16 protein-coding genes are annotated in these 21,589 nt (G+C 50.7%); 13 read left to right on the top strand and 3 right to left on the bottom strand.

Annotation, left to right across the window (positions count from 1 at the left end; translation table 11 throughout):
- The first annotated feature begins 3 nt into the window (after positions 1-3).
- From ACOZB4_RS23090 to ACOZB4_RS23055, 8 genes are all read left to right on the top strand, one after another.
- On the top strand, positions 4-1,194 hold the full coding sequence (locus ACOZB4_RS23090; RefSeq protein ID WP_379406643.1) for an anhydro-N-acetylmuramic acid kinase: 1,191 nt from the start codon (positions 4-6) through the stop codon (positions 1,192-1,194).
- Between the two features lie 188 nt (positions 1,195-1,382).
- Entirely contained in the window at positions 1,383-2,852 is a 1,470-nt protein-coding gene (locus tag ACOZB4_RS23085; protein ID WP_339291783.1) for an FAD-linked oxidase C-terminal domain-containing protein, read from the top strand.
- Between the two features lie 16 nt (positions 2,853-2,868).
- Positions 2,869-4,269 carry a (Fe-S)-binding protein gene (locus tag ACOZB4_RS23080; RefSeq protein ID WP_379406644.1) on the top strand — a complete coding sequence of 467 codons (1,401 nt, stop codon included), beginning with the start codon at positions 2,869-2,871 and terminating at the stop codon, positions 4,267-4,269.
- 317 nt (positions 4,270-4,586) lie between these two features.
- Positions 4,587-5,153 (top strand): class I SAM-dependent methyltransferase, encoded by a 567-nt coding sequence (locus ACOZB4_RS23075; RefSeq protein ID WP_379406645.1) that lies wholly within the window; start codon positions 4,587-4,589, stop codon positions 5,151-5,153.
- 169 nt (positions 5,154-5,322) lie between these two features.
- Positions 5,323-5,949, top strand: a complete 627-nt coding sequence (locus ACOZB4_RS23070; RefSeq protein WP_379406646.1) for a hypothetical protein — start codon at positions 5,323-5,325, stop codon at positions 5,947-5,949.
- Positions 5,950-6,694: 745 nt separating this feature from the next.
- Positions 6,695-7,441, top strand: coding sequence for a type I methionyl aminopeptidase (gene map, locus ACOZB4_RS23065; RefSeq protein ID WP_076325344.1), 747 nt, complete (start codon positions 6,695-6,697; stop codon positions 7,439-7,441).
- An 887-nt stretch (positions 7,442-8,328) separates the two neighbouring features.
- Positions 8,329-9,141, top strand: a complete 813-nt coding sequence (gene pdxK, locus ACOZB4_RS23060; RefSeq protein ID WP_379406647.1) for a pyridoxine/pyridoxal/pyridoxamine kinase — start codon at positions 8,329-8,331, stop codon at positions 9,139-9,141.
- Positions 9,142-9,400: 259 nt separating this feature from the next.
- Positions 9,401-10,063 carry a YqaA family protein gene (locus ACOZB4_RS23055; RefSeq protein ID WP_076325346.1) on the top strand — a complete coding sequence of 221 codons (663 nt, stop codon included), beginning with the start codon at positions 9,401-9,403 and terminating at the stop codon, positions 10,061-10,063.
- A 125-nt stretch (positions 10,064-10,188) separates the two neighbouring features.
- On the opposite strand, the gene ACOZB4_RS23050 is transcribed toward ACOZB4_RS23055, so the two are convergent.
- Positions 10,189-10,809, bottom strand: a complete 621-nt coding sequence (locus tag ACOZB4_RS23050; protein WP_098749017.1) for a hypothetical protein — start codon at positions 10,807-10,809, stop codon at positions 10,189-10,191.
- 309 nt (positions 10,810-11,118) lie between these two features.
- Between ACOZB4_RS23050 and ACOZB4_RS23045 the strand changes: the two genes are divergently transcribed.
- Both ACOZB4_RS23045 and ACOZB4_RS23040 read left to right on the top strand, forming a co-directional pair.
- On the top strand, positions 11,119-12,189 hold the full coding sequence (locus ACOZB4_RS23045; RefSeq protein WP_379406648.1) for an ATP-binding protein: 1,071 nt from the start codon (positions 11,119-11,121) through the stop codon (positions 12,187-12,189).
- Between the two features lie 61 nt (positions 12,190-12,250).
- Complete coding sequence (locus ACOZB4_RS23040) at positions 12,251-13,474, top strand: MFS transporter (protein WP_076325349.1); 1,224 nt, start codon at positions 12,251-12,253, stop codon at positions 13,472-13,474.
- A gap of 168 nt (positions 13,475-13,642) precedes the next feature.
- Here the strand turns inward: ACOZB4_RS23040 and rnjA are convergent, their stop codons facing one another.
- Positions 13,643-15,361 carry a ribonuclease J1 gene (gene rnjA, locus ACOZB4_RS23035; RefSeq protein ID WP_339268188.1) on the bottom strand — a complete coding sequence of 573 codons (1,719 nt, stop codon included), beginning with the start codon at positions 15,359-15,361 and terminating at the stop codon, positions 13,643-13,645.
- A gap of 184 nt (positions 15,362-15,545) precedes the next feature.
- Here rnjA and ACOZB4_RS23030 point away from each other — a divergent pair, with 184 nt between their 5' ends.
- Both ACOZB4_RS23030 and ACOZB4_RS23025 read left to right on the top strand, forming a co-directional pair.
- Positions 15,546-16,301, top strand: coding sequence for a YqcI/YcgG family protein (locus tag ACOZB4_RS23030; RefSeq protein WP_379406649.1), 756 nt, complete (start codon positions 15,546-15,548; stop codon positions 16,299-16,301).
- Positions 16,302-16,620: 319 nt separating this feature from the next.
- The gene (locus ACOZB4_RS23025; protein ID WP_379406650.1) at positions 16,621-18,072 is read left to right on the top strand and encodes a glycosyl hydrolase family 18 protein; all 1,452 of its coding nucleotides are present in this window, start codon (positions 16,621-16,623) and stop codon (positions 18,070-18,072) included.
- Here the strand turns inward: ACOZB4_RS23025 and ACOZB4_RS23020 are convergent.
- Positions 18,067-18,945, bottom strand: a complete 879-nt coding sequence (locus ACOZB4_RS23020; RefSeq protein WP_339268181.1) for an AraC family transcriptional regulator — start codon at positions 18,943-18,945, stop codon at positions 18,067-18,069. The two genes, ACOZB4_RS23025 and ACOZB4_RS23020, sit on opposite strands and share 6 nt — an antisense overlap.
- Before the next feature lie 171 nt (positions 18,946-19,116).
- On the opposite strand from ACOZB4_RS23020, the gene yicI reads away from it, so the two are divergent.
- Complete coding sequence (yicI, locus tag ACOZB4_RS23015; protein WP_379406651.1) at positions 19,117-21,444, top strand: alpha-xylosidase; 2,328 nt, start codon at positions 19,117-19,119, stop codon at positions 21,442-21,444.
- The last annotated feature ends 145 nt before the right edge of the window (positions 21,445-21,589 follow it).

The raw sequence follows: 21,589 nt of genomic DNA, 5'->3' as shown, positions 1-21,589 counted from the left end.
AGTATGATGTTCTCACCATGGAAGGATGGAGGGCCGACCGTTGTGGTCGGCCTGATGTCGGGCACTTCACTTGACGGCATCGATGCGGCCATCGTCGGCATACACGGAAGCGGCCTCGAGGCATCGGTTGAATTGCTGCATTACTATAGCAAGCCATACGAACCGGAGTTCCGTCAGCGGCTGCGCAATTTGTGCAGTGAAGAGAATTCCAATAGCGCTGCTGTATGCAGTATGAATGCATACCTGGGGTATCAGTTCGGGGCGGCAGTCCTGGAAGTGGTCGCCGATGCCGGCATGCGAATCGATGAGGTGGATTTGGTAAGCTCACATGGACAGACGATCTGGCATCAGCCTGTACCTGAACAAGGTGATCCCTATGCTGTCGCTTCGACTCTACAGATCGGTGATATATCCGTTATCGCCAAGCACACCGGCAAACTTACGGTAGGAGACTTCCGTCCCGCAGATATGGCGGTTGGGGGGCAAGGGGCTCCGTTTGCTCCTTACGGAGATCTGATCCTGTTTCGGCACCCGCAGCGGGGAAGGCTGCTGCAGAACATCGGCGGGATCGGCAATTGCTCGGCGCTGCCCGCAGGGGCGGATCCTGCGGATGTGCTGGCCTTTGATACCGGGCCCGGCAATATGATCATGGATGCTGTAGTCCATATACTGTCCGGAGGGCAGCTTTCGTATGACGACAGCGGAACATGGGCTGCCCGAGGCAACCCGGATCAGGCCTTGTTAAGCGAGATGATGGAGCATCCTTATTTTCACGCCGAGCCGCCCAAATCAACGGGAAGAGAATGGTTTGGTCATAATTATGCGGTTTCATTTCTGGAACAAGCCAGGCTCAGGAAGCTTTCGGATGAGGACGTGATGGCAACGGCTACGGCGTTTACCGCCCATACTATTGCGGACAGCTATGTGAGATACGTGTTTCCTCGTTACAAGATCGATGAAGTGATCGTGACTGGCGGAGGAGCCCACAACAAGACGCTGCTCTCCATGTTAAGCGAGCTGCTGCCGGAACAGAAAGTCATGACCTCCAAGGCGCTGGGCTTTGATGACGATGCCAAAGAAGCCGTCATTTTTGCACTCTTAGGCAATGACTTCATGCTCGGTGTTCCTAACAATTTGCCTGCGGCGACGGGAGCCGATCGCCCAACCGTTATGGGGAAGCTGGCCCTGCCATAGCAGAGGAAGCATAAACCGTTCATAAACCTGTGCTTAGTCCGAACATAAACCCGAGCATAACCGTTCATTAAAGACCGCGGGACGGTAATGCCAAGCGATGGTGGATAGATAATGTTAAACAGCGATTAGATAAGTAAAGTGATTATTTTTTGTTGTAGTCAAACCCGTATAGGGGAGGGGGAAACAACGTGCTGGAATCTGTTATTCGCGAGCAGTTGGCCGCCGTGGTTGGCGGAAAGTGGTTCAAGGACGATCCGGAAAGTCTCGTCTCTTACAGTTATGATGCTACGCCGCTATATCAAGCGATGCCGGACGGAGTTATCTTTCCTGGAAGCACGCAGGAAGTATCCGACATCGTTAAAATTTGCTCAAAACACCGTATACCCGTTATTACGCGGGGGGCTGGCAGCAATCTGTGCGGAGGGACCATTCCGCTTCAGGGCGGTCTGATTGTGGTCATGACCCGAATGAATAAGCTGCTGGAGATCGATGCCGATAACCTGACCGCGACCTTCCAGACCGGTTTGAATACAAAGCAGTTTCATCTGGCGGTTGAACAGACAGGGCTGTTCTATCCTCCGGATCCAAGCAGCATGATTATCTGCACGATGGGCGGTAATATCGCTCTGGGAGCTGGCGGGCTGCGCGGCTTGAAGTATGGAACGACCAAGGATTATGTCCTTGGCCTGGAAGCCGTATTGCCGGATGGCAGCATCCTGCGCACGGGCGGCAAGCTGGTGAAGGACGCGGCAGGGTATGATTTGACCCGACTGTTGGTAGGATCAGGCGGTACGCTAGCCATTCTGACCGAGGCCACGGTTAAGTTGATTCCTAAGCCTTCATACAGGAAGGCGATGGTTGCCGTCTACGACGATCTTAACGCGGCGGCCCGAACGGTTTCGAATATTATAGCGAATCATATTTTCCCGTGTACCTTGGAATTCATGGATCAGCCGACCCTCCAGGTGGTTGAGGAATTTGCCAAAATCGGACTGCCGGTTCACGCCAAAGCGATGCTGGCGATCGAGCAGGACGGCAATGTCGATGATGTGGAGCGGGATCTAAAGAAGCTGGAGGAGATATGTCTCGCTTCTGGCGCGGTTCAGCTCAACATCGCCAAGACACCAGAGGAAGGTGCGAAGGTAATGGAGGCGAGACGGAGCGCGCTTGCCGCGCTATCCCGATTGCGGCCGACCACGATCTTGGAGGACGCGACGGTTCCGCGTTCGAAAATTGCGGACATGGTGCTTGAAGTTCAGCGTATCGCCCAGAAATACGACGTGCAGATTTGCACATTCGGCCATGCCGGGGATGGCAATCTGCATCCGACCGCGATGACGGATGCCCGTGACCCGGAAGAGATTCACCGCGTGGAGCAGGCATTCGCCGAAATCTTTGAGGTGGCGATTGCCATGGGGGGCACCATTACCGGTGAGCATGGCGTCGGTATCGTGAAGGCTCCTTACCTGGAATGGAAGGTGGGCCAAGCCGGCATCAAGATGATGAAATCCATTAAGGATGCGATTGATCCGCACCAGATCATGAATCCCGGCAAGTTGTTTGCGGAAACCCGGAAGCGAATTGTCTTCCAGGAGCGGACAGAGCAGGCAGAGCGGGACTCAGCTTCGGATCAGGATCAGAAGATCGAAACATCGTGAGAGGAGGCGAACGCGCATGAGTTCAACCCATGAGAAGCTTGCACAATCGCTAAAGCTGACGCTGGATGAGGATCAATTGACGAATTGTATGCGCTGCGGGTTTTGCCAGACCGCCTGTCCGACCTTCCTCGAGACAGGGCTCGAAGCTGCCTCCCCCCGCGGGCGGATTGCGCTTATGAAAGCGGTTGTGGATGGTTTGATGGAGCCGGATGAGAGCTTTCGGAGCCAGATGGATCTATGTCTGGGCTGCAGAGCCTGTGAGCCTGCTTGTCCTTCCGATGTGAAATATGGCCAGCTGATCGAGCAGACCCGGGCGGCGATTGCGGCCGAGAAGCCTTATTCGCTGCCGGTACGAGTCGTCCGTAAGACGTTCCTGCAAGGGATATTCCCGCATCGCGGAAGACTGAAGCTGATCGGCAAGACGCTTTCGTTCTACCAGAAATCAGGCCTTCAAAAGTTTGCGCGTAGTTCCGGAGCCATGAAGCTGTTTCCCGACCATCTCCAACAGCTGGAGAAGGCGCTGCCTCCCGTAACGGGCGACGGCTTGGAAGAGCTGTGGAGCAAGGCTGGCTTGCCCTACCGCCGCGAGACGACAGACAGCGGTTCAAGGCTAATGGTTATCCCTGCGGCTGGGGCTAAGGTTGGCCGGGTCGGGATGTTCCGTGGCTGCATTATGGATGTCATGTTTGCATCCACGAACGTGAACACCGTACGGCTGCTGCGGCAGGCCGGGTTCGAGATTGTCATTCCGGAGGAGCAGGTATGCTGCGGAGCGCTGCATGCGCATGCTGGTGAGATGGGCGATGCCAAGCAGTTGGCCGGTCAGAACATATGGGCTTTCGGGGAAGCGGACGTGGATTACATTGCAAGCAATGCAGGAGGCTGTGGTGCACTACTGAAGGAATACGATCATCTGATGCATGCAGAACCGGATGAGCGGCTTCAGCAAGCGGCGATTCGTTTTGCAGATCAGGTGAAGGACATCTCCGAGCTGCTGCACAGCCTCGGTCGGCAGCTTACGCCGATTCAGGCGGAAAACCCGCAGAACGGGGCCATAACCGTCACCTATCAGGACTCTTGCCACTTGCGCAATGTGATGAGGGTGCAAGGCGAGCCGCGCCAGCTGATGGAGCTGCTTCCGGCTGTGCAGATGTGCGAGCTTCAGGGGGCCGAGGTATGCTGCGGTTCCGCCGGCATTTATAATTTGACCCAGACGGAAATGTCGACCACGCTTCTGGATCACAAGATGGAACATGTGGAGGCTACCGGAGCCAAGGTCATCGTGACTTCGAACCCGGGATGCCTGCTGCAGATGAAGTGGGGGATCGAGCGTGCCGGTAAACAAAATGGCGTAGAGGCTGTTCATCTTGTGGATTTTCTGGCTGAGCAGGTGCTGATTGAGGATAAGCGTGACTAATTGTACAAATTGGGGCAACTTCATGGTCATTATGATCGTGGGGATGCCCTTTTTAGCCTGATTATCATAATTCAGGGTGTCTGTTGCGGCCATCATTTATTATATAATGGTTCCGAACCAGCATTAATCTTATCAGTACTGCGATATAAGGATCGATATAGTGCTATAGGGATCGGTAAAGTGATATAAGGCAACGAACCGGTTTACATCGTTTCCTATCAAAGGTATGGTAGACCGATGAGGGGAGTTCTCCCTCACTGGGTTCACATTAGTACGTATAAGCAAAAATGCAATTATGCGAGGAGGAGAGCGATACCATGAAAGAGAGCTTTGATCCGTCACTCATAGACCGATTGGAAAGTCCCGAAAGGAAGAAGGAGTTACCGGCATCTTCGCTGCTAGAGAAGCTGCAAGTGAGCGGCGGGGTGGATGTCCTTGACATCGGGGCAGGTACCGGCTATTTTTCCATACCGGCAGCCGAGTTAACGACAGGCACGGTTTACGCGCTGGATACCGAGCCAGCCATGCTGGACATGATGCGGGGGCGTGCACAGGAACAGGGACTCACGAATATTAAGGTGATGGAAGGCATGTTGGAAAAGCTTCCCCTCCAGGATGAAGCTGTGGATCGAGTCATCGCTTCCCTGATCCTTCATATCACCGATCAACTGGAGGAGTCCATCCGCCAGATGGCAAGAGTGCTGCGACCAGGAGGACGATGCTTGTGTCTGGAGTGGCAAGAGGATCCGGCAGAGAAGCGGGTTCCCCGTCCGAACCGGGTTGATCCGCATGTGATGAAGGTTTTGTTGGAGCAAGCTGGGCTGCATGTGGAAGGCATCGAGTATCCTACAGAGCGTCATTATCTGATCATCGCCAGTAAATAGCGGATGTCGATGAAGCCTCTTGCTGGATGGCATCTCCCCTTTAAATCGACCGCCGTCTAGCGCCGCCTCACCACGTTTTGTGAAGGTCGGATCTCAGATCGGTGCATATATTGATACATCTGGAACATTTTGGGGGAGGGGGCCGTCTAAGGTTTGAGGTGATTCATTGATGAGGAAATCCATGGTTATGATCCTGCTTAGCTGCTTGCTGCTGCTCGTGAGTCTGTACACGGTCAAACCAGCCAACGTATTTGCCTGTTCTTGTGCAGGGCCGCCTACGGTTGAGGAGAGCTTGGAACGGAGTGCAGCGATATTTGCAGGTAAAGTGACCAAGTTGGTTGGCCCGAAGCCCAAACTGGTGATGTCATCCGCAGATCCGGTTCATGTTATGTTAGAGGTAACGGAAGTATGGAAGGGCGAATTGGCCGGAATGACGGAGCTTACAACAGCTATGTCATCAGCCAGCTGCGGTTATGATCAATTTGCCGTAGGGAGCGAATTCCTGGTGTTCGCATCTGTAGAATCGGGTCAGCTGAGAACAGGGATGTGTGATGGTACGAAGCTCCTCTCCACCGCAGGCAAAGAGTTAACCGAGCTTGGAGATGGATACCTTCCGGAAGATGCATCTGCTCGGGGATCAGGGCCCAATACGTTTGCCCAGGGCGTGCCTTCAGGTGAAGGTCAGAATTCAGGGCAATCTCCATTCTTACTGAAGCCCGTCTTGGGGGGAGTTGCAGTAGTGCTGCTGGCAGCGGGGGTATGGCTTTATTTTTGGAGGAAGAAAAGAGAAATATAAAGGGAATGTAAAATGTATACTCCTGTACCCTATTTCCGAGTTGAAACTTTATCGCCGATTGTCGGGGTAAAGTTTTTTTGTTTCCTTTGGTCTTTTGATACGTATGTATGGTAGAGCTTGCGATATTGCGGTTGCGGTTGAGGTGATTTTGGCTGCCGTTGCCCTTGCTCTGACGCTGCCGGAACCCGGCCTCACGAATATCGGAGGCATGGACGGCGAATAATGAACATAGGAAAAAAGAGAGGAATTGTGATCTCGCGTGTAAAATTATCGTTTCTGCGCAACCTTACATTATAATTTATGATACGAGGAGAAACGGTTGTCATTGAATAAATGAAGTTCGAAGTTAGATAAAATGCTGCCTGCCCTGATTCTGTTTATGGTTATGGAGAGTCATATGACTTTCTGGGTTACAGCCGAGCTGAAGCTGCCTCCGAGGATACAGCAAGCATACGCTACCGTTCCGGTGCCCGCCCGCGTATAAACAGAAGGAAGACATTCCTAACGGAAATGATTGAGGTTCCCTTGGCTTAGGAGTAGAATAAGATGAGGTAGGGCGCTTTTCGCTTTTCTTTTTTTGGATACAAGACAAGAAGAAAAAGCAGATACACCTTGTGATTTGTGAATCAGCCTTATTGGCCGGGGAGTGAGGAGAGGCAGGTGCCTGTCTTCAAGAATCTTCGGTCAGCTAAGGCTTTTTGATTTGAATAGGAGATAACAGCCATATGAGAAGGAGTGAGCAGGATTGATAATCCTCAAAACACAAGAACAAATCGCCAAGATGAATAAAGCGGGGGACATTCTCGCCGAATGCCACCGGCAGATCGCCAAGATGATCAAACCGGGCGTAACAACACTGGAGATTGATCAATTTGTCGAGCGGTTTCTAGCAGAGCGCGGCGCGACACCGGAGCAGAAAGGGTATCACGGATATCCCTTTGCCACCTGCGCATCGGTTAATGACGTAATTTGTCATGGTTTTCCGAGCCATGAGCCATTGAAGGACGGGGATATCGTTACCATTGATATGGTGGTGAAGTATGATGGCTGGCTCGCCGATTCTGCTTGGTCCTATCCGGTCGGAAACGTGTCCGAGGAAGCGCAGCATCTGCTGGATGTAACGAAGAAATCCCTGTATCTCGGCATTGAGCAAGCGGTGATCGGCAATCGAATCGGAGACATCTCCCATGCGATTCAAACCTATGCGGAATCCCAAAATTTATCGGTCGTCCGCCACTTCGTGGGGCACGCCATCGGCGAAAATATGCATGAGGAGCCGCAAGTACCCCATTACGGCCCACCTAATCGCGGGACACGGCTTAAAGAGGGCATGGTCATCACCATTGAACCGATGCTGAATCTTGGCACATATCAATGCAAGATCGATTCAGACGGATGGACCGCGAGAACGGTAGATGGCAAATGGTCCGCGCAGTATGAGCATACGCTCGCCATCACAAAGGATGGCCCAGTGATTCTGACGGAACAATAAGATGCGACTCCGTAGGGGCTAACGCTCCCTATGGAGCCGTCGGCGGTATAAGCTATAAAGCTCTATTCATGGCTTAAAAGAAATGCTCCAACGGAGCAGGCGGAATTGTTCTGTAGAAACGAAAGTGGTCGCCTTTGCCCCCGGATTTCAACGATATAAATCGTGATTCAAGGGAAATCTGGAGGCAACAGCGATCGGAAGGACAATCCGCATGCGGAGAGATGAGGTACCATGCAGAATTGATCATCTGAGAATAATCGCAAGTGAATTTCTCTTTAAGGGATTAAAAGAAAGACTCCAACGGAGCAGGCGGAATTGTTCTGTAGAAACGAAAGTGGTCGACTTTGCCCCCGGGTTTCAACGATATAAATCGTGATTCAAGGGAAATCTGGGGGCAACAGCGATCGGAAGGACAATCCGCATGCGGAGAGATGAGGTACCATGCAGAATTGGTCATCTGAGAATAATCGCAAGTGAACTTCTCTTTAAGGATTTAAAAGAAAGACTCCAACGGAGCAGGCGGAATTGTTCTGGAGAAACGAAAGTGGTCGCCTTTGCTCCCGGATTTCAACGATATAAATCGTGATTCGAAGGAAATCTGGGGGCAACAGTGATCGGAAGGACAATCCGCATGCGGAGTGTTGCATCAACTCTCAGAATTCGTCTTTGAATAGACTACGATTCGACATCTGCGAATACGCGATCAATGAATAGACGCCGATCCCAGTTTTTCTTTAGAGATCAGGAAGAGAAGCACCGGAGTTCAACCGACTTGATCTCGCAAGAAAAACAACCGCTAAAGAAGAATACGACATCTACGAATAGACGCCGATCCTAGTTTTTCTTATAATAGAGTAATCATTTTACAAGCGAAGGGAACATGGAACATGACGATACGAAAAGCACTAACAGTAGCGGGCTCCGATACGAGTGGCGGCGCTGGCATCCAGGCTGACCTGAAGACGTTTCAGGAATTTGACGTATACGGTATGACCGCACTGACCACGATTGTCTGCATGGAACCAAAGACATGGGACCATCAGGTTTTCCCGGTGGCGCTAGATATTGTAGAAACGCAGCTGAAAACCGTCCTCGAGGGCATTGGCATCGACGCCATGAAGACCGGCATGCTCGGATCCGTAGAGATCATCGAGCTTGTGTCCCAGTATATCGACCGCTATAATCTGGAACGAATTGTCATCGATCCGGTGATGGTCTGCAAAGGCACGGATGAAGTGCTGCAGCCGGAAAATACGGAAGCGATGCTGGAGTTCCTTCTCCCGCGCGCCGATCTGGTAACGCCAAATCTGTTCGAGGCATCCCAACTGGCCAAGTCCGGCCCGATTACAACCCTGGATCAAATGCAGGAGGCTGCGGCCATTATTCATGAGCGCGGCGCGAAGAATGTGCTGATTAAAGACAGAGGCAAGATCCGCGAAGGCAAAGCGATGGACCTGCTCTATGACGGAAACAGCTTTGAATGGTTCGAGGCTGATACCATCGTAACGAAGTACACCCATGGCGCAGGCTGCACGTCATCCGCTTCCATTACAGCTAATCTTGCCAAAGGCTTGACCGTTCACGAGTCGGTACAGCAAGCGAAGGCATTCATTACCCAAGCCATCTCCAATGGCTTCCCGCTGAATGAATTCGTAGGTCCGACAAGACATTCCGCGCATCGCAGTTTATCTGCAAATTAAACAAAATACATTTTTTTGCAAGCTTATTCATGCATGGAATTCGGCTTGCAGAGAGTGACGCCAAACCTTTCTTCCAAGAAGAAAGGTTTTTTTGTTGTTAGTTGAACTCGCTGCATATAGTGTATAGGAGCAAAGGCATGCTTCGTTATACGCGTTTTTCGGGAGGGATAGGGCGGCTTAGGTCCTTTCCAGTATAATTATGTGCTATACTTTATAAAGGGTCTGATAGAAAAGGAAGAAAATGTTTAGGGGTTGAGACATGTTTCAGGACATTTTGGATTTTTTGATCAAGTTTGGTCCATGGGGATTGTTTATTCATTCGTTTGCTGATGCTGTAATTTTTCCGGTTCCCGCCTTTTTTCTGCAGGTTTCGCTAAGCATCATGCATCCGCAGAATGCGCTGTGGCTTGCAACGTATGGCTTTATCGGGTGCTTGCTGGGGACGCCGCTGGGTTATTTAATCGGAAAGCTGCTTGGGAAGTCGGTACTATACAAGATTTTGAAAAAAGAGTGGATTGACTCTGCTACGAACATGTTTCAGAAAAACGGCGAGGCAGCCATACTGATTGGTTCCTTCACGCCGGTACCCTTTAAGGTGTTCACGATTCTATCGGGGTGCTTGAACTTCCCGTTATGGAGACTTCTTGCTTATGCCGCTATAGGCAGAGCTACCAAGTTTTATGTGGTAGGTACCTTGTTTTACCTGTACGGTAACGCGGCAGAAGGTATGGTTAAGGATGTATCGTTATATATTGCGCTTATTGCCGTTCCGCTTCTGTTGATCGGTGTGTACTTTAACCGTAAACGCAAGCGTAAGAAAATGGAGCAGGAAAAGCTGGCTGAATCTACTATCGAATCTAGCCCCGCTGTGGTCGAAAAGACGGTGCTGGAGCAGACGTCGGACCAGACTCCATCCGCTTAATGCTAAACATGACGCGGGGGGTTACCCCCGCGAGGAACATACAAAAAGCAGCCGGGTGAGAGCCCGGCTGCTTTTTTTCAAGGTATCAGAGAAACATATTTATATGATAGCTACATATTTCAGTATTAACCCGTTTTTCCGAATCTGAAGAACTTGCCTCGGCCTTTCGTTGTCACAGGAGTAAACGTCGGTGATGGGGATAGCGGGGATGTCATGTCTTGAGCAAGATACCCGTGGAGAGGTCCACGGTAGACTTCATTCAACTGCGATGAATGGGAGAAATCCTCCGGCGTTACAAGATGACAAGGCTTGTTCACAGGCCGTAAGCCTGCTTGCTCCAGCACCGTAGCAACAAAGTGGGAGCAGAAGAAAGCATCGTCACGATCAATATGAATCCGAAACAATATACCCAGCAGCCCTAGCAGATTATATTTGTAGCGGTCCTGATCACGCATCATCTCTTTGACAAGGTTGTGCATGCGTTGATAGTCTTCATTACTAACGCGGAAACGATATACCGCGCATTCCGAAGTGTAGAAGAAGGGGTCGCGTAGATTCTCGCGAACTAAACCGCCGTCAAACGGGTTGTTCGCCTTCTTTCGCCCAAAGCTGTACACTTCGCGTAATTCGGAATCAAACGCGATGGATGCATGGTTGAGTGGGGCCTTCGTGAAATATTGGATCATTCTGCTGAACCAGGTGCCCGTGCCTGTAAGCACAATCCAAATATCTTGTTCCGTGTACATACTCGCAAACTCCTTTGTTAACGGTCCTAACGACTAGCAATTGTAAATGACTTGCTTTCTTTCACAATAAACGAAAAAGCCATAGCGTTCAAGTCAAAAAAAACCATTTTCTCTCAGTTTCAATAGAATAGCGCTGGAATTGCCACCAAAAATTAGAAACCTCATCACAATATATTCGCCCCATGTCCAAATTATCCTTTGGTTTGCTTTATTTATATTTTTCAACAGGCGAGAGGAAAGGAGAAGCAAACCGATATCTCGAAATATGTAAAACGATTGAACAATGAAAGACAGGAGGATCTCCAAACGATGATGAATAGTGAATGTCTCAGCTATGATTTTATGGTCCAAGCGATTGAAGTAGCGCCGATTGGAACCGTATTCATCGATTCAGAGGGGAGCATTATCACAATTAATCCCGCTGCTTGCGTCATGCTGGGGTATGAGGCGGAAGAGTGTCTGCACCACCCCTATTACGATTGGATTTATCCGGAAGATGTGAATAAGGACAAAGATAGGATGGAGAAGCTAATGTCGGGTAAGACCGCTTCTTTGCAATTGGAGAAGAGACTGATACATAAACAAGGCGATATCAGGTGGGTATCTTGTATGCTAAGCACAGCTCGTAGCAGGGAAGGAAGAACACTTGGCTATGTGGCGCATTTTACGGATATTACCGATATGAAAAAGGCCGCCCATCAAGAAGAGGAGCGGCTGATCCAGTCCGATAAGCTGTCCATGGCCGGTCAACTTGCGGCAGGGATCGCCCATGAAATCCGTAACCCCATGACTTCCATTAAAGGGTTCGTGCAGCTCATTCGCTCCGGCGCTGGCCGGAAGGATGAATATTTCGATATTATCTCCTCGGAGATCGAAAGGATCGAGCTGATCGTAAGTGAGCTTCTGTTTTTGGCGAAGCCGCAAAGTGTGAAATTCGAGCGTACCGATATCCGGCAGCTCCTGGACCAAGTGATTACTCTATTAAATACGCAGGCCATCATACATAACGTCGAGATTATAACGGATTTCGGAGAACGAGAGGCCAATGTCGAGGGTGATGTGAATCATCTGAAGCAGGTGTTCATCAATTTTATTAAAAATGCCGTGGAATCCATGCCGGGTGGCGGGGAGTTAACCATTCGACTGGAGAGAAGCGATGACCATGTGGCCATCCATTTTACGGATAATGGCTGCGGGATTCCGGAAGCAATCCTCTCTCGTCTCGGGGAACCGTTCTTCACCACGAAGGAGAAAGGCAACGGCCTGGGCTTCATGATCAGCAAAAAAATGATCGAGGATCACAAGGGGCAGGTTCATGTATCCAGCAAGCTTCACGAGGGAACGACCATCAAGGTAATTCTGCCGCTCAGCATAATCTAGCTTGACCAGGCGTATGGTTCGCTCTACATTATAGAAAGATATAGGAGAGGGGGCGGCCAACATGGGCAATATGCAATTGTTAAAAGAGCCGAAGCGGCGCAAGCTGCTGATGAGTGCGGGTGCCAGCTGGATGTTTGATGCGATGGATGTTGGAATGATTTCGTTTGTTGTCGCGGCATTGGCAGCTGAATGGTCGCTGAGCTCGCAGCAGGTAGGGATTCTGACAAGTACCACATCGATCGGAATGGTATTCGGCGCGGCCATGGCTGGATTCTTGGCTGATAAATATGGACGGAAAAATATTCTGCTATGGACGCTGCTCATATTCTCGATCGCGAGCGGTCTTTCCGCACTGGCTACCGGCTTTATCATGCTGTGTTTGATGCGCTTTATTGCCGGCTTCGGACTAGGCGGAGAGCTTCCCGTTGCATCCACGCTGGTATCGGAAAGCATGCCGGTTCATGAACGGGGAAGAGCGGTTGTGCTGTTGGAAAGCTTTTGGGCGGCAGGCTGGATACTATCCGCACTCATCGCTTACTTTGTCATCCCGGATTACGGATGGCGGGCTGCTTTTGTTATTGGGGCTCTGCCTGCTTTTTATGCGCTTTATTTGCGGCGTGCCATCGAGGATTCGCCAAGATATCTTGAGCAGAAAGCTAAGGCTGCCCCTAAGCTGACCTTTGGGCAGCGAGTGGCTTCGGTCTGGTCGGTTGAACATCGGCGTACGAGCATTATGCTGTGGGTGCTATGGTTTACGGTCGTATTCTCGTATTACGGCATGTTCCTGTGGCTTCCGACCGTCATGGTCGATAAAGGGTTCAGTCTGGTCCGAAGCTTTCAGTATGTGTTGATCATGACGCTTGCCCAACTGCCGGGTTATTTTACTGCCGCGTACTTTATAGAAAAGTTCGGGCGGAAATTCGTTCTCGTTACCTATTTGGTGCTTACGGCCTTTAGCGCCATCTGGTTTGGTTACGCCAACACGGAAGGTTCGCTGCTGGCAGCAGGCATTTCCTTGTCATTCTTCAATCTGGGAGCATGGGGAGGTTTATATGCCTACAGTCCGGAACTCTATCCGACGAAGGTTCGTTCAACGGGGGTTGGGCTAGCAACGTCGTTTGGACGGATCGGCGGCGTTATTGCACCGCTGCTCGTCGGGGTGTTGAAGCAAAATGGCACCCGGATCGAATTCATTTTCGTGATGTTTTTCGTGACCATCCTGATCGGTGCGCTCGGCGTACTCGTACTTGGCAAGGAAACGAAAGGGCTGGAGCTTGCGGACTAAGGCTGAAGACCGCGTTTAGATGATTTTATTCTTGCGATATCAGGAAGGACATGCTTAGAAGTGTATACTTTCTGATGTCTGAAGAAAGGGTGGATCCGAAGGTTCAAATGACCTTGGATCCACCCTTTTTATGTTGAGATACGGTTAAGGCTCAGAGTGACCAGAGCCTTATACTTCCATAATGGAAGGCATAATGTACGGGCTGCGGCCCAGTTCCCTTTTAAAATAACGGTTGAGTGTGTTGTTTGTCATCTGTTCCCAGGCAGCCCGGTTGTATTCGCGCTGTTCACCGGCTTTGTTCAGCTGCTTGCGCAGCATCGCTTCAGCTCTGCGTAGAAGAGGCTTGGAGTCCTGCATATATACAAACCCACGGGTAATCAGCTCCGGCCCGGAGAGCAGCTTGCGCGTCTCGCGATTGATGGTGATGGCGACGATGACAACGCCATCGTGAGCGAGCTGTACTCGTTCCTCAAGCAATTCCTTCTCATGGGTACGCAGCTCTCCATTGTTGATGTAGACGTCTCCGGAGGGGATGTTCCGGCCTTTACGCGCATAGTTGCGGAATAGGGACAGCGTATTCCCAATGTTCATCAAATAAACATTGCTGTCGGCAACCCCAACCTGCACGGCGAGGTGACGATGATTGAGCATCATCCGGTATTCCCCGTGGATCGGCACAAAATACTTGGGACGCAAGCTGCTGATCATAAGCTTCAAATCCTCGCGGCAGCCGTGACCCGAAGTGTGGATATCGAGAATGGAGCCGTATTTAACTTCTGCTCCTGCCCGCATCAAGAGATCGATGCTGCGATTGACGTTCTGGGTATTCCCAGGAATCGGCGAAGACGAGAAAATAACAGTATCCTCCGGATGAATCTGGATCGAACGATGGGCACCTGAAGCGATGCGTGTCAGTGCCGCATTTGGCTCGCCCTGACTGCCTGTACAAATAATCAGCACCTGGTCATCGCGATAACGATTAACGGCTTTCACATCAATCATCATGCCGTCCGGCACGCGAATATATCCAAGCTCCTGACCAATAACAAATACCTTCTCCATGCTGCGGCCGACGATGGCGATTTTGCGGCCTGTTCGGATGGCAGCTTCAACAACCTGTTGCAGACGATGAACGTTCGAAGCAAAGGTGGCAAACAGGATCCGTCCGGGACATTCCCGGAACAGACGCAGAATGGAATCGCCGACGGTGCGTTCAGAAGGGGTAAACCCGTCCCGCTCGCTATTGGTACTGTCAGCCATCAGGGCCAGGACGCCACGCGCGCCGATATGCAGAATTTTATGCAGATTGGCAGGCTTGTCCTCCGGCGTAAAGTCAAATTTAAAGTCTCCGGTATGTACGATCGGCCCGTACGGGGTTTCCACAACGATCCCGAAGGCATCCGGAATGCTGTGGGTGGTTCTAAAGAAATGAACGGAAAGATGACGGAATGAAATCGTTTCGTCTTCATGGAATATGCGCAGATCACTCTGATCCAGCAGCCGATGCTCCTCCAGCTTCGCACGAACCAGGCCGATGGTCAGTGCCCCGCCATAGATCGGCATTTGGATTTGACGAAGCACATAGGGAATAGCCCCAATATGATCTTCATGTCCATGGGTCAGGAACATACCCTTTACTTTATGTTTGTTATCCAGTAAATAACGAATGTCCGGAATAATATAATCGACGCCACTCATTTCGGCATCCGGGAATTTCAGCCCGGCATCGATGATAATAATCTCATTTTTGAATTCCACACCGTACATGTTCTTGCCGATTTCGCCAAGCCCCCCCAGCGCAAAGATGCGCACAGGTGGAGCAGAAGGCCTCGGTTTTTTGGCGGGTTTGGCAGTTTGAATCTGATCTGTTAACAGGGGTTTAGACATAATGTGAAAGAATCCTCTCTATGGTAATTAAGGCATAAGCCTGGTCATTTTAATTTCTTCTCTACTAAAGATATCAGAAAGTTCAAGCTTTTGGGAAACGCTTTTCAAAATTCATGTGCATTTCGCACGAGACAGTCACCTATTTTTACCCACTCTTATATGCTGTAGAAGAGGGGGGCTCGTGATGAGCGGTTTATTGAGGTTGGACGATATGGATGCTGTCCATGGATTACAGGAGGAATGGCAGCGGAAAGCGATAACCAAGCTGACCGAGAAAATGACGGACCGTTACGCCAAATTCCCTTGTATTCCCGCAGTGCAAGGACATACACTGAATCATTTTAGATACGGCTTTATTCATCAAGGTGAATCACAGGCCGCGGCGGAACAGCTTGCTGCTCTGCTGCGCGAGTACGGGCTCGGCTCCAGGGACTTCGGGCCATATACTTCACTTGTCGTCATGATCTGTACGGAGCATGGGCGCGATAGCCTGGAAGGCGCCCAATATTATGAGCGATTGTTCTGGCAGCTGTTAAGCCAGACAACCGAATACGATACGGAGCCTTGGCCGGCGGATCTGCCGGAGGAGCCTACGGATCATCTGTGGGAGTTTTGTTTTGCAGGCGAACCTTATTTTGTTTATTGCGGCACACCGGCACATGAGCTTCGCCAGAGCAGATACTTTCCCTACATGATGCTTGCTTTTACGCCTCGTTGGGTTCTGAAGCATTTCAATGCCCGAACAAGGCAAGCAGAACACACCAAGGGATTGATTCGTCAGCGGTTAGCCAAATATGATCCCGTACCACCGCACCCTGACTTGAAGTTCTACGGGGCGGAGGATAACTATGAATGGAAGCAATATTTTTTGCGGGATAACACGGAGTCACTATCGAAATGTCCGTTTGCAAGGCGGCACAAAGAGATCAGTCAACAATAAGAAATAACACGTTGCTATCATCATACCCTAAATCGGAGTCAGGGTTAACCATGCTTTCTATTGAAGAGCTGCCTCATTCGCGGTAATCCGCAGTGTGACAGCCTTTTTTGCGTAGAAGAGCTGATAGGCCAGGGTATAGGATTTTGTCCCTGAATAAGTAAATCTTATCCTTGTTGTACAAAAAATGACCAAGTTACACTTGAAGTGCGTCATATCATTTTATCTGTATGCGTTAGGAGGTGTGTATGGTACGAAGCTTTCACCAGCTTTGAAACCGCTTTAATAAACAAAAACAATTGGCGAAGGAGTTGTTTGATGAATGACAAGGTTGTCCAGAACGATGAGAGGATGGATTCTCGGATTCATCGCCGTGCTGGTATTTAGTTTGTTCCCTGTGTACAAGGTTCAAGCCGCTGGGGTTTGTACGGAGCCTGCTTGGAGCAGTTCTGCCGTATATGGCGGGGGTAATATCGTATCTTACAACGGTCATGCCTGGAAAGCGAAATGGTGGACACAGGGCGAGGTACCTGGAACGACAGGACAATGGGGGGTATGGGAGGACCTTGGAGATTGCACTCCCGGGACACCGCCCGTCGATCCTCCGGTGGATCCTCCAGTAGATCCTCCGGTGGATCCTCCAGTAGATCCTCCGGTGGATCCTCCAGTAGATCCTCCAGTAGACCCTCCGCTGCCTGGTGACCGTATGTATGTCGCTTACGCGAGCTCTTGGAACACCAGTATTTACGATCTGACGACTGCCAACATTCCCAATTACATTACCCATCTCAATCTTGCATTCGTAAGGCCGGATACCACGTATACCCAAGGGTCCTACGCGTTTGATCAAGCCGTTGCGGGATTGGAATTTGTGGAAGGGGCGACCACCCCGAACGGCCAACGTAAATTTACAGCCCAGCAGTCCCAGGATCTGCGTAACAATATCGCATCTCTTAGAGGCCGCGGAACAAAAGCATTCTTATCGGTAGGAGGCTGGTCATACAGCCAAGGTTCACAGTGGTCCGGATTCAATGCCAAGAACATAGTGGATTTGGCTCTCGATCTTGGCGCTGCCGGCGTCGACATTGACTGGGAATCCAGCGGCAGCAGCTGCAACAAAGGAACAGCCACTCAGTTCAGCTGCACTAAGGATGGAGAAATCGCGGGCATTATTACGAGTCTCTATAATGAAATCCATGCAAGAAATGCGAATCTGCTGATTTCCATCGCCGGTTGGTCCACGGGCGCTTATTACGTGAAAGGAACGCCGTTTGAAGAAGGCAAGGTCCAATGGGGATCTCCTTTTGGCGGTACCATGTACCGCGTAGTCAAGGATCATGGCAGTAAGATCAACTTCATCAATTTGATGTCCTACGATGGCGGTATTTATTACGATCCGCGTGAAGGATATGAATCGTACAAGGCGATATACAACGGACCTATCAATATGGGCATGCAGATTGCACCGGAGGGATCCGGCGGGGCCGTCCTGCAACTGAATGCCGCACCGGGCACGGTATACGATGCCGACATGATGAACGGTCAGAATAATATTGCAACGCCCTATTATAATGTAGAAACGATGGTGAATTATATTAAGAATAAGGGAAGAGCAAATGATGGATTCATGCTGTGGCAGCTCTGGAAACAGCGGGTTCATCAGCCAGCGCCGTCAGGTGCTGCAAATGAGAACAGCGCGGGCCAGTACGTATGCCGAAATCTGCCGCTTCCGGGGGATTGCAATCAGACCATACCGAGCCTGCCGAAATTATAGTTTTTTCCGATACTCCGAAGGCGTGCAGTCCATAATCTTACGGAAGACCCGAACAAAATAACTGATGTGCCCAAATCCGACATCGAGTGCGATGTCGGATATTTTATTGTCCGGCTGACGAAGGAGTTCCGCTGCCTGGCGAACGCGATAGGAATTCATATAATCCACGGGCGTTTGCCCGGTCATGGATTTGAAGAAGCGGCAGAACTGGCCTTCGCTCATCGGGATCAGATCAGCCAGCTCACTCAGCCGGATGGGACGGTGATAATGATTCTGGATGTAGAGAATGACTTTCTTCAAGCGTTCCGTTCTCACCATATCCGCTGTTTCGCTCCGGCTCCGGTTGACCAGTCGGCCAGAGGATGCGGCCTGAAATAACATGAGAAACAGATGTCCCTTAATAGCGACCTCATAACCAGCAGGTTTGTGCTTCGACAGCAGCGTCATTTCCTTTATATGCTGAAGCAGCTGCTCATCGGTCTCGGATGTCATCCATCTTGGAAAGGTGGCTCTTCGCTCCTGAAAGGGAACAATCATTTCTTCCTGTACAAGATCGTAGCTGCTGCTTGCAAGCATGCCGAAATCGAACACCATCGCACAGAAACTGCACCCTTGATCGCCCCGGGCATGACCAGTGTGAAGGTCTCCTCCATCGATAAATATCGCTTCACCCGCCCGGACAGGGATATATTCCGAGTCGATCTGAAACAGAGCCTCGCCTTCGATCACGTAGAAAATTTCCGCTTCCTTATGCCAATGGGAGTCTACCACATGGTTACCGGGGGCAAATTGATGCCAGTAGGCACCAAACGGGAAGCGTTCATTTCCGTGGACGGTGCTTTCTTTTAATGATTGGCGAAAGGATTGATCCATCATATTCCTCCTTTGAATGAATAGCCGCTTGAATGATGTCATCTTATATCAAGATTGTGCTATAAAATAACGTAATACTGTTAGAATGGCCTGAAATAGATCAGTATAATGATATTATAACGCTTACATCTTAAAGTTCAATTTTCATCATATAGAAAGGCGGATTAAAAAATGAAATTTACAGACGGCAATTGGCTTATCCGAGAAGGATATTCCGTTTCGGGAGCGGTTCAGGCTTATGATTTTGCAGTAAAACGAGACACGTTGACAGCCTATGCCTCCACGGCCCCGATTCCGGGTAGAGGAGCAACCATTAATGCGCAGCTGATCACCGTGCAATTTCAATCTCCGGCGCCCGGCGTCATTAGTGTAAAGCTGGTTCACTATGCAGGCGTAAGAGATCGCGGACCTGCATTCGAATTGTACAAACAGGAAGGTGACCATACGGTCATTGAAGAGAATGATCAGGAAGCGGTTCTTCGCAGCGGCAATTTGAGCGTTGTGATCAAGAAAGGCCCGGAATGGTCGGTTCACTTCTATAGAGGAGAAGAACGCATTACCGGCAGCAGAGCCAAATCGATGGCACATATCGTGGAAGATGGCGGACAGACCTACATGCGCGAAGAGCTGGATCTTGGCGTAGGCGAGTGGGTATACGGTCTTGGCGAGCGATTCACTTCGTTTGTGAAGAATGGCCAGGTCGTGGATATTTGGAACCAGGATGGTGGTACAAGCTCCGAGCAAGCCTATAAAAATATTCCGTTTTATCTGACGAATAAGGGCTATGGCGTGTTTGTCAACCAACCGGACCTCGTATCCTTTGAAGTGGCATCGGAGAAAGTGAAGAAGGTGCAGTTCAGCGTGCCAGGCGAGTCACTGGAGTACTTTGTTATTGACGGGCCTGATCCGAAAGGTGTGCTAGATAAATATACGAACCTGACAGGAAAACCGGCACTGCCGCCGGCTTGGACCTTCGGATTGTGGCTTTCGACCTCTTTTACAACCCAATATGACGAAGCAACCGTAAACTCCTTTGTTGACGGTATGCTGGAGCGCGATATCCCGCTGGAAGTGTTCCACTTTGACTGCTTCTGGATGAAGGGGCTCAACTGGACGGACTTTCAATGGGATGAAGAGGTGTTCCCGGATCCTGAAGGCATGCTGAAGCGTTTGAAAGAAAAAGGCTTGAAAATCTGCGTGTGGATCAATCCGTATATCGCGCAGCGCTCGCGTCTCTTTGAGGAAGGCCATGAGAAGGGCTATCTCGTGAAGAAAGAGAATGGCGATGTGTGGCAGTGGAATCTGTGGCAGCCGGGTATGGCCTTGGTGGACTTCACGAATCCGGACGCGTGCGAGTGGTATGCAGGGTACCTGCGCGAGCTGGCAGATATGGGTGTCGATAGCTTCAAGACGGATTTCGGCGAACGCATTCCGACGGATGTTGTTTATTTTGACGGCTCCGATCCGCATAAAATGCACAACTACTACACCCAACTCTATAACAAAGTGGTCTTTGATGTGCTGGTGGAGAAGTTCGGCAAGAATCAGGCAGCCGTATTTGCACGCTCTGCAACCGTAGGCGGGCAGCAGTTCCCTGTTCACTGGGGCGGCGATTGCTATGCGGATTATGAATCGATGGCGGAGAGCCTCCGCGGCGGCTTGTCCCTCGGTCTCGGCGGCTTTGGCTTCTGGAGCCATGACATCGGCGGCTTCGAAAATACGGCTCCGGCGCATGTATTCAAACGCTGGCTGGCATTTGGCTTGCTGTCCAGTCACAGCCGTCTGCACGGCAGCAGCTCTTACCGGGTGCCGTGGTCTTATGACGAGGAGGCAGTGGATGTTACGCGCTTCTTCACGAAGCTGAAGAGCCGTCTGATGCCTTATCTGTTCCATACTGCCGTACAGGCATCGGAGCAAGGGGTGCCAAGCATGCGCGCCATGTTCCTGGAATTCCCGGAAGACCCGGCCGTTGAAATGCTGGATCGTCAATATATGCTGGGAGATTCCCTGCTTGTGGCACCGGTATTCAGCGAGAACGGCGATGTGAAGTACTATCTGCCGAAGGGCCGCTGGACGCATCTGTTAACCGGAGAAACGGTGGATGGCGGAGCTTGGCGCAAGGAAACGTACGGTTTCCTCGGGCTGCCGTTGTTTGTACGCAGCAACTCGTTCCTCGCCTTGGGAGCAACCGACAACCGTCCGGAATATGACTATGCAGACAGAGTTGAACTTGGCTTGTATGCATTGGAAGACGGCAGCGAGGCTTCTGTTATCGTTCGCAACATGAATGGGGAGACCGAGCTTGTTGTGCGGGCGGTACGTGCAGGCAGCCGGATTGATTTTACGGTGGAAGGCAGCAGCAAGCCATTCTCCGTGAAGCTGCATGACATGGGAGCCGTTTCATCTGTGGAGGGCTCGGGAGTGAGCCTGCAAGAAGACAGCATTCAAGTGGAAGCCGGACAACATGCGCTGACCTTCACGGCAGCTCTGGAAGGGTAAGCTCGATGAACGCCTGTTTGATAAAAGGGAAAAAAGCATAGCGAAGATGAGCCCGGACCAGCCTTATGCTGGAGTCGGGCTTCTTCCATATTTTAGATGGACTTGAACAAACGGCAATGCTGATATAATAGGCCTGCGGCAGGTT

The sequence above is a fragment of the Paenibacillus sp. NPDC058898 genome, from assembly GCF_049316025.1.
In the GTDB taxonomy this organism is placed as follows: Bacteria; Bacillota; Bacilli; order Paenibacillales; family Paenibacillaceae; genus Paenibacillus_AQ.
The sequence above is the reverse complement of the archived record's forward strand: the minus strand, read 5'-3'. Positions and strand labels throughout refer to the sequence as shown.

Excerpts from the sequence above, each read along its gene's own strand:
- ACOZB4_RS23090 (WP_379406643.1), top strand. The coding sequence starts at position 4 with ATGATGTTCTCACCATGGAAGGATGGAGGGCCGACCGTTGTGGTCGGC.
- ACOZB4_RS23080 (WP_379406644.1), top strand. The coding sequence starts at position 2,869 with ATGAGTTCAACCCATGAGAAGCTTGCACAATCGCTAAAGCTGACGCTG.
- ACOZB4_RS23075 (WP_379406645.1), top strand. The coding sequence starts at position 4,587 with ATGAAAGAGAGCTTTGATCCGTCACTCATAGACCGATTGGAAAGTCCC.
- ACOZB4_RS23070 (WP_379406646.1), top strand. The coding sequence starts at position 5,323 with ATGAGGAAATCCATGGTTATGATCCTGCTTAGCTGCTTGCTGCTGCTC.
- pdxK (WP_379406647.1), top strand. The coding sequence starts at position 8,329 with ATGACGATACGAAAAGCACTAACAGTAGCGGGCTCCGATACGAGTGGC.
- ACOZB4_RS23055 (WP_076325346.1), top strand. The coding sequence starts at position 9,401 with ATGTTTCAGGACATTTTGGATTTTTTGATCAAGTTTGGTCCATGGGGA.
- ACOZB4_RS23050 (WP_098749017.1), bottom strand. The coding sequence starts at position 10,809 with ATGTACACGGAACAAGATATTTGGATTGTGCTTACAGGCACGGGCACC.
- ACOZB4_RS23045 (WP_379406648.1), top strand. The coding sequence starts at position 11,119 with ATGATGAATAGTGAATGTCTCAGCTATGATTTTATGGTCCAAGCGATT.
- ACOZB4_RS23040 (WP_076325349.1), top strand. The coding sequence starts at position 12,251 with ATGGGCAATATGCAATTGTTAAAAGAGCCGAAGCGGCGCAAGCTGCTG.
- rnjA (WP_339268188.1), bottom strand. The coding sequence starts at position 15,361 with ATGTCTAAACCCCTGTTAACAGATCAGATTCAAACTGCCAAACCCGCC.
- ACOZB4_RS23030 (WP_379406649.1), top strand. The coding sequence starts at position 15,546 with ATGAGCGGTTTATTGAGGTTGGACGATATGGATGCTGTCCATGGATTA.
- ACOZB4_RS23025 (WP_379406650.1), top strand. The coding sequence starts at position 16,621 with ATGACAAGGTTGTCCAGAACGATGAGAGGATGGATTCTCGGATTCATC.
- ACOZB4_RS23020 (WP_339268181.1), bottom strand. The coding sequence starts at position 18,945 with ATGGATCAATCCTTTCGCCAATCATTAAAAGAAAGCACCGTCCACGGA.
- yicI (WP_379406651.1), top strand. The coding sequence starts at position 19,117 with ATGAAATTTACAGACGGCAATTGGCTTATCCGAGAAGGATATTCCGTT.